This window comes from Streptomyces sp. AF1A (assembly GCF_047340315.1).
Taxonomy (GTDB): Bacteria; Actinomycetota; Actinomycetes; order Streptomycetales; family Streptomycetaceae; genus Streptomyces.
On sequence record NZ_JBLEBI010000267.1, the window covers coordinates 1 to 6,667 of the forward strand.

General features: G+C 74.1%; 4 protein-coding genes and 2 pseudogenes. 4 read left to right on the forward strand and 2 right to left on the reverse strand.

Annotated features, from left to right (window positions below; genetic code table 11):
- The 4 genes and pseudogenes from ACLU3S_RS35045 to ACLU3S_RS35060 form a co-directional block, all read left to right on the forward strand.
- Nucleotides 1–960 (forward strand): annotated as a pseudogene (locus tag ACLU3S_RS35045) (phospholipid carrier-dependent glycosyltransferase); the annotation flags it as partial.
- 77 nt (nt 961–1,037) lie between these two features.
- On the forward strand, nt 1,038–1,955 hold the full coding sequence (locus ACLU3S_RS35050; RefSeq protein ID WP_413956012.1) for a MurR/RpiR family transcriptional regulator: 918 nt from the start codon (nt 1,038–1,040) through the stop codon (nt 1,953–1,955).
- Nucleotides 1,956–2,524: 569 nt separating this feature from the next.
- Nucleotides 2,525–2,899: a hypothetical protein gene (locus ACLU3S_RS35055; RefSeq protein WP_413956013.1), complete on the forward strand. Its 375-nt coding sequence runs from the start codon at nt 2,525–2,527 to the stop codon at nt 2,897–2,899.
- A gap of 179 nt (nt 2,900–3,078) precedes the next feature.
- A pseudogene (locus ACLU3S_RS35060) lies at nt 3,079–5,445 on the forward strand (SpoIIE family protein phosphatase); the annotation flags it as partial.
- Nucleotides 5,446–5,687: 242 nt separating this feature from the next.
- Here the strand turns inward: ACLU3S_RS35060 and ACLU3S_RS35065 are convergent.
- Nucleotides 5,688–6,224 (reverse strand): flavin reductase family protein, encoded by a 537-nt coding sequence (locus ACLU3S_RS35065; protein WP_413956014.1) that lies wholly within the window; start codon nt 6,222–6,224, stop codon nt 5,688–5,690.
- A gap of 136 nt (nt 6,225–6,360) precedes the next feature.
- Nucleotides 6,361–6,667, reverse strand: a 307-nt coding sequence (locus ACLU3S_RS35070) for a peptidoglycan-binding protein (protein WP_413956015.1), incomplete at its 5' end; no start/stop codon positions are given.

The window sequence follows — 6,667 nt, forward strand, 5'->3', positions numbered from 1 at the left end:
CGGGTCCGCGCGCTCGCCGGTGCGGGGCGGCGCCGGACCGTGCTGTCGGCGTTCGCCGGTGCGGCGGTCGTGGCGGTGGTGGCGGTCGCCGTCGTGTGGCTGGCCTATCTGGCGGTCGATCCGCGGCTGCGGTTCGACCCCGCCGAGGCCGTACCGGCCCTGCACGGGCTGCGCGGGCGGCTGGTGGACCTGATGCCGCTGCCCCCGGCCTACCGGGCCGGGATGCGGGTGCAGTTCGGTCTGGAGAACCAGCCCTGGCAGGGCTTTCTGTTCGGGCACCTGTACACCGGCTCGCTCTGGTACTACCTGCCGGCCGCGCTGCTGGTGAAGACGCCGCTGGGGCTGCTGGCCCTCGGCACGGCCGGTGCCGTGGCGGCCGTGGCGCTGCGCAGGCTGCGGCCGGCGGCGCCGTATCTGCTGCTGCCGCCCGTGGTGCTGCTGGCCGCGGCGATGACCGGAGCGCGGGACTTCGGCACCCGCTACGCGCTGTTCGTGCCCATGTTCCTCGCGGTGGCGGCGGCCCTCGTGCCGGGACTGGGCCGGCTGTGGGCGCCCGGGGCGACGGCCGCGCTGGTGCTGCTCGTGGCGGTGAGTTCGCTGCGGACGTTCCCGTACTACCTGCCCTACTCCAACGAGGCGTTCGGCGGCCCGGCGAACACCCACCGGCTGCTGCACGACTCCAACGTGGACTGGGGACAGGACCTGGGCCGGCTCGCCGACCGGCTCCGGCAGCGGTATCCGGGCGAGCGGGTGTGGCTGGTGTACAAGGGCAGCGGGGTGCCGTCGTACTACGGCATCCACGCCCGGGATCCGCGCACCGTGCCCCCCGGTCGCGTGCACGGCCTGCTGGTGGTGTCGGACTCGGCGGCCGCGAAGGCGCGCGGCGCGCTCGCCCGGCTGATCGACAGCAGCCGGCCGGTCGACGAGGTGGGCCACTCGATCACGCTCTACCGGCGGTGAGCTCCCTCCTCAACCCGCTGGTCACAGCCGCCGGTGAGCTATGTTGAGTGCTTGTGGCAGAAAAAGGAGGCGGACCGGTGTCGTCGCCGCAGCAGGCCCGCGCACAGGCATCAGCGATCACCTCGGGCAAGACCGCACCCGAGGCCGAGCCCGCCCCGACCTCCCGGCTGCGAGAACTCTTCGACGGCCCCCGGCTGTCGCCCGGTCAGCGCCGCATCGCCCAGTACCTGATCGAGCACATCACCGAGGCCGCGTTCCTGTCGATCACCGAGCTGGCGGACCGGGTCGGGGTCAGCCAGCCCTCCGTCACCCGCTTCGCCTCCGCCGTCGGCTTCAGCGGCTACCCGGCGCTGCGCGAGAAGCTGCAGTCGATCGCGCTGAGCACCCTGGCGGGCGGGCCCGGCGAGGAGAACCGCGCCAACGAGCTCCAGGCGGCCGTCGACGCCGAGATCCAGAACCTGGAGAACCTGCGGCGCGACTTCGCCGACCCGGACCGGGTCATCCACGTCGGCCGCGAGCTGTCCCGCTCCACCCCGCTGACCGTGCTGGGCCTGCGCATCTCGGAGTCGCTGGCGGAGTACTTCGGATACGCGGCGCGCCGTATCCACCCCGACGTACGGGTGGTGACGCGGGGCGGGAGCGTCGCCTACGACGCGCTGCTGCAGGCCCGCGAGGCCGGCGGCAGCTGGGTGCTGGCGTTCGCCATGCCCCGGCACTCGCAGGAGACGCTGCAGGCGGTCCGGGTGGCGCGCGGCGCCGGCCTGAAGGTCGCCCTGGTGACCGACCTGGCGCTCGGGGAGGTGGCCGACGAGGCCGACGTCACCTTCGCCACCGGCACCGGCTCGCGGCTGGTCTTCGACTCCTACGCGGCGCCCGGCGTGATGGCCGCCGCGCTGCTGCAGGCCATGACGGACGCCGATCCGGAGCGCACCCAGGCCCGCCTGGAGAAGTACGAGCACCTCTCGGAGCAGCACCAGTTCTTCCTCAGGGACTGAGCCGCTCAGGGACGGGGGCCCGGGCCCTCAGGGACCGAGCCGCCGGTCCCTCGGCACCGGTCCTTCGACGCCGCTCCCTCGGCACCGGTCCTCGGCACCGGTCCTTCGACGCCGGTGGGTACCGGCGCCCACCCTTCCACACCGGTCGCCACCGATGAGGATTCCTCGGTCCGCGACCCGACGCAGGGGATCATTCACCGCATTTCGCGCATGAATGTTTTCATGCGTCTTGCAAACCAGTCGGTATATATAAATACTCTGCTGACGGATCCCGCCCGGCTCACTCCGGGCACCTTCCGCACCCGCGGTTTCACCGCTCGCACGCCGCCCCGAGAAAGCCGACGGACCGCCCATGCGCACGCACGCTCCACCCAGCGCCGGCTCCCTACGCCCGGGGCACCCGCACGGACACCCGCAGCCGCCGTTTCCTACCCACGTCGGCGAGCCGGGTGTTCGGTGACGCGGCGCCCACGCGCCGCGTCCGTGGCGGCCCCGGTCATCCCCTAGGCCGGGGCCGCCCCACACCCGTCGGACCACCCTCACGACGACGCACACCGGAAGCGAAGAACATGCCCCTGACCAGCACGCGCATCAGCCCCGACTGGCCCTGCCAGGTCAAGACGCCGGGCTCGTACGACTGGGAGCGCTCGGCGGCCAAGTGGCTGCGGGAACTGATCCCCGCGCGCTACGCCAGCTATCCGGCCCTGATCCGGCACCCCGTGCTGCTCGCGCGGCACGCCCAGATCCAGGTGCAGCAGGAGATCCGGGTGGCCCGGACCGCCCTGCAGACCGCACGGGCCGAACTGCCCATGCTCGGGCTGCCCGAGTCGGTCATCGAGCACACGATCAAGCTCTACGCGGCGGAGGTGCTGCAACTGCAGCACATCGCGCGCAGTGTCCGGGTCGTGACGGAGGCGCTGGCCGGACGCGGCACCAGCCGCTGAGCGACCGGACGCCGTGGCCGCCCCGGACGCGGCATCGGTACGCGCTCGCCCCTTCCGCCTGATCCGCCCCGTTCGCGGGAACGAGGCGTGCGTCCCGGATCGATCCGACCCGGCAGACGAGTGATCCAAGGGGCCGGATGTGCGATGCTCATCGCGTGACGAGCGAGTCCGTGTCTTCCATGGACTCCGGCACCGGCGCCGAGGTGTCGGCGTTGGCCAAGGTCGTGGCCCGTCAGCGCGCGGAGCTGGAACGGCTCCGAGACCTGTCCGCGACGTCGGCGGTGCTGGAGCGGGCCAGGGGTGTCCTCATGGCGATCACCGGGTGCACACCGGACGCAGCGCACGAGGAACTGGTGCAGCGCGCCAAGGCCGGCAACCGCACCGTGCTCGAACAGTGCTGGATCACGCTGGGCGCGGTGCCGCCCCGTACACAGCCCGCCCCGGCACCGGCGGTGCCCGCGGCACCACCCGCGGCCGCCGGGTCCCGGGAGGGCGGGGCCGGCGGCAGCGGGGACATGACGCAGGTGCTGGGCCGCATCGGCCGGGACCTGGTCCGGGTCGGCTCACCGCACGAACTGGCCGGATGCCTGCTGGACCACCTGGGGTCCGAGGTGCGCACCGACGCCGTGTTGATCTACGAGCGGCGGGCTGAGGGCGGCCTCGGGCTGATCGGCCACGCCGGCATCGACGCGACGTTCGCCGCCCAGTGGCGGCACGTGCCCCCGCTGAGCGGGGTGGCCGCGCTCCGCGCCCTGTCGACGGGCGGGCCCCTGTGGCTGGAGGACCTGGCCACTGACCGCACGCGGTACCTGCTGATCGGGAACCCGCCCGACCGGTGGGCCAGCCGGGTGTGGCTGCCCGTGCCGACCGGGGACACCGCCCGAGTCGCTCTCGGCCTGCTGCGCCGGTGCGACGGACCGTTCGAGCCGCGCGAGCGCGCGCTGCTGCGGGCCGTGGCGCGGCTGTGCGCGGGCCGGCTGCGGGCCTTCGACGCGCCGCGGGAGCACCACGCCGAGGGCGGCATCTCCCAAGCCGTGCAGGCGGTGTTCGACGCGCTGCCGGGTGCCGCGATCCTGCTCACACCGCTGCGCTCCACCGCCGGGGAGGTGGAGGACTACCGCATCGACGCGGCCACGGCCGAGGCGGTCGACGTGTTCGGGCGCACCGGCCTGGAGATGGTCGGCAAGCGCATTCTGGAGAGCTACCCGTGCGTGGCGGGCGAACCGCTGTGGCGGGGCTGTCTGGAGGCGCTGGAGACCGGGGTGCCGTTCGAGGGCGAGCCGTTCGCCTACCGGGACGTGTCCGACGGCGCGGCCGTGAGCGGCACGTACTCGGTGCGGGCGGCGCCGCTGGGCGACGGCCTGCTGGTGACCTGAGTGCGGCACCACCCCGCCGAGCGGCAGGAGCAGTTGCTCTCCGACGTGCAGCGGCTCGGCAACCTCGGCTGGGCCACGTGGAATCTGCGCACCCAGGAGATCTCCTGGTCCCCGCAGGCGTACGCCCTGCTCGGCCGGGGCACGGAGCAGGGGCCGCTCCGGCTGGAGCGGCTGCCGGACCTGGCACTGCCGGAGGACGCGGCGCCGCTGGCCCGCGCGATCACCGAACTCGTCGGCCGGACCCGGGCGTTCGACGTACCGTTCCGCGTCGGGACGCCCGAGGGCGTGCGACACCTGCGGATGGTCGCGGAGGCCGTCACACAGCCGGACGGCGTCCCGGTCGAGGTGCATGGATTTGTACAGGACCTCACCGCGCAGCGCAGCGCGGAACTCGCCCTGGTGCAGAGCGAGCGCGCAGTGCTCCTGCAGCGCGGCATCCTGCAGGCCGAACGGGCCCTGGCGGCCCGGCTGCAGCACGCCCTGCTGCCGCTGCCCGACAAGCCCCGGCGCCTGGCCGGGCTGCGCGTCGAGGTCGCCTACCTGCCCGCGCAGTCCGGGATCCATGTCGGCGGCGACTGGTTCAGCGCGATCGAACTGCCCGACTCCGACGCCCTGTTCGTGATCGGAGACGTGGCGGGGCACGGCATCGACGCGGTGGCCACGATGGCCCAGCTCCGGTTCACCGCGAAGGGCATGGTCAGCACCGGTTCCTCACTGACCGGGGCGCTGGCGCGGCTCAACCGTCTGCTGCTGCACTCCCCCGACAGCCACACCACCGCCACCATGGTCCTCGCCCGCTACGACCCCGAACAGCACGCGCTGACCTGGGCGCAGGCCGGGCACCCGCCGCCGCTGCTGGTGCGCGGGGGCGAGGTCCGCTTCCTCGACCGCCCCGGCGGCCTGCTGCTCGGCGCGAGCGCTTCCCCCGTCTACGAGTCGGCGGTGCTCGGCCTCGAGCCGGGCGACCGCGTCCTGCTCTACACCGACGGTCTCGTCGAGCGCCCCGGCGAGCGCCTGGACGCGGGCTTCGCCCGCCTCGCCGAGGCCGTACGCACGCACGGCCTCGGCGCATCCGGCTCTCTGGAGGCCGTGCTCGCCGCCATGGTCGGCGACGAACGCCGCGACGACGTCTGCGTCCTGGACATCGGACTGCCCACGGAGGACGAGCGGGACGAGGAGCACGAGGGGGACGAGGAGCACGAGGGGGACGAGGAGCACGAGGGGGACGAGGAGCACGAGGGGGACGAGGAGCACGAGCGGGACGAGGAGCACGAGCGGGACGAGGAGCACGAGGGGGACGAGGAGCACGGGGCGAACGCTGTCGAGGCGACGGCCGCGCAGGGGCCGGGCGGGTAGCGGGCGGCGTCCGTGGACGGCGAACGCCGAGGTCGCCGCCCGGCGTTCGGGCCTGGTCAGTCCACGGGGTGGCCCGCCTCGATGCCGGCCGCGTCGGACAGGCGCAGCAGCTGCCCCTCGCGTCCCTGGCCCCACTGCACCGGATCGAGCACGAAGCCGACGTGGTCGCCGCCGTCGGTGCGGTGCAGGATGGTGCCCACGAACCAGGCCGCCGCGTCCTTGAGGACGACCGCGCCGCCGTGCCCCTCGGCCACGTCCAGCCCCGCGAACTTGTCGACCTCGTCGCCCGTCCGGCCGCCGAAGAGCTCCGCGAGCTCGCGCTGCTCGCGGGTGAGCAGGTGCACCGTCAGGCACTGGGCGGCCCTCGCCACGCGGTAGGTGCGGTTCGCCTTGGACAGCCAGACGGCGAACCGGGGCGGCCGGATGGAGCACTGGCAGGCGAAGCCGACGAGGCAGCCGGCGCGCTCGCCGCCGGCCGCCGCAGTGACCACGCACATGTCGGGGTCGAGCCGGTGGAAGAAGCCGTCCGCGTCCTCCGCGCCGACCGCGTCCCGCGTGCCGACCGCGTCCTCACTGCCCTGAGCAACCGCCATGCCGCTCCGCTCCCGTCCACCGCCGCCGCGGTCCCGGCGTCGGCCCAGCCCGATCCGGCTCCCGGCCTCAGCTCACCACATCGGGCGCCGGTGTGCCCGCCTCCTCCCGTGCCCCCCGGTGTTCCCCGCGCGCCGCTCACGAACCGTCGTCGGGGCTGGTCCGCGACTCCAGTGCGCGGCGCGTGTCGTCGCCGTAGACCCCGGTCTCGTCGCCGCTGATGCCGTACCAGAGCTGGAAACGGGCCACGGCCGCGGTGAGCGTGGCGTCGTAGACGCCGCTGGTCGAGCCGTCGTGGTAGACGTCGGGGATGCGCAGGAGGCGTTCCTGCAGGTCGGTGACCTCGGGTCCGGTGTCGCCCTGGCGGAGCGTGCCGGGGCCGTCCGGGTCGGCGCCGGTGGCCGTCGGCGACGCGGTGGGGGACAGCGTGGCGGCGGGCGGGGCG

What these genes read in the sequence shown, in the direction of transcription:
- ACLU3S_RS35055 (WP_413956013.1), top strand. Translation starts at nt 2,525, where the DNA reads ATGCCCCTGACCAGCACGCGCATCAGCCCCGACTGGCCCTGCCAGGTC.
- ACLU3S_RS35065 (WP_413956014.1), bottom strand. Translation starts at nt 6,224, where the DNA reads ATGGCGGTTGCTCAGGGCAGTGAGGACGCGGTCGGCACGCGGGACGCG.